The following is a 1,621-nucleotide window of genomic DNA, read 5'->3' as shown; positions in this document are numbered from 1 at the left end:
GTATACCAATACCTAAACCTCAAAATAATGATCAATCACGTATTTGGTCTACGTTGCCAATATTAAGACAACTTTTGAAAAGTAAAACCTTATATCAGAAGTGTGGGTATGAATTTTTGACCACACGAAATACCGATACAAACTGGACGCCTACACTTGTGGCAGAAGTGTTAGGTGAAGATATAAATCATGTGTTTGAAAAGTCCATTTATATTGAGTATTTAAGTCAGTTTGTTGATTTAGTGAGCAGAGAGATTACTGAGGTTGAACTCAATACCTTGTTGTTACCTTTATTCAAAAAAACCTTAGCTGAGCAACCTTTAGTAGAGCTTTCGACTAATAAAGGACTGGTGGCTGTTTTGCTTACACACCTTAGTAAAGATCAATCAGTGGCTATCCCGATTGATAAAGATGATCAAGATATTTGGGATGTGCTCTCGGGACTAAAGACAGACAAATTATTGGTTCCGAGATTTATTGCCACAGATAGTGATGGTGAATATGCAGTTCTGGCACAGGATGAGCTGTTATCTCTGCTCGCTTGTATAGACACCTATATCAATCAGCACCAGTCTAACTTTAGCCAACAACAGTCCTCAGCTTGCGATAGGATAATCGACTTTGTTATTTCTAATGCTGACTCTAATATTGAGATCAAGATTTCGACGTTTTTTCAGCTATGTAGACACCTGAAACTGTTCAAAGTCGATGCCATTGGCTCGATTCAAAAAACCAAATATCGCTCTTTGAATGAATTATTGGACTTGAAAAGCAAGCGACAGCTATTTGTTAAAAGGGGCGAGCGAGCATTTGGGATGGGGTTCGCTAAAGAGTTGGCGTCAGCAGCGCCTGATATCGAGCTGTGTTTCTTGAATCAAAAGCTGGTAAGTATGTTAGAAGAGTTCAAAGAAATTGGTGGCTGCACAGAATCCAATTGTTTATCTCTGCTTGCTACGTATCCAGCCCTCGGTTCCAAGTCAGGTCGTTTGACATTGCTCAAAGAGTTGTCTGATGAGTTTAAATCGCTGGATGAAAAGCGAGGTTTGCGGTATCTGATTCACGGCAATAAAGAGGATGACCTCAAATATCCTCTTTGGAAAAGAAACAAAACCACAAAAGCCGTGTGGATGAAAGTATGGAAGATGTGTCAAACAGGCGAGCTCCCTGGTTGGTGTCAATTGGACCCAGAATTTGAACAGGTATTGAGAGGTCCGCATGAAGAGTTTATCGGTATTAAGGAACAGTCTTACCAAGGCATTATTGATGTCTATCGGTTAGCGTTACCTATGTGTGACTTTTCAGCGTTTGATGACTGGGAATTAAAAACACTCCTGTCTGATATAGGGGCTGAAGAGCAAAAGGATTTATGGCGTTCAATGCCGATACACCTCACTAATACCGGGGAGCATGTAACGATAACTACTGATTGTTTGATGGAAGGGAGCTCGGACGTACCGTCTGAATTAAATGTCACTATCATTCAGCGCTCTGAACTAAGTGAAGTTGCAGCATGTCAGAAAAAGTGGGTAAACAATGGCCAACCTATTGAACTAATTGATATTGCATTGATGCAAGAACAGCCAGCAAACTTCGCCTCATTCATTCTTGAACAGCTGTGCAT

1 protein-coding gene is annotated in these 1,621 nt (G+C 40.5%); it reads left to right on the top strand.

From position 1 onward, the window contains the following. Nucleotides 1–74 precede the first annotated feature (74 nt). Nucleotides 75–1,621, top strand: a 1,547-nt coding sequence (locus AB4496_RS13835) for a hypothetical protein (protein ID WP_372131166.1), incomplete at its 3' end; no start/stop codon positions are given.

It is taken from the genome of Vibrio sp. 10N.222.46.A1, from assembly GCF_041473595.1.
In the GTDB taxonomy this organism is placed as follows: domain Bacteria; phylum Pseudomonadota; class Gammaproteobacteria; order Enterobacterales; family Vibrionaceae; genus Vibrio; species Vibrio tasmaniensis_A.
The sequence above is the reverse complement of the archived record's forward strand: the minus strand, read 5'-3'. Positions and strand labels throughout refer to the sequence as shown.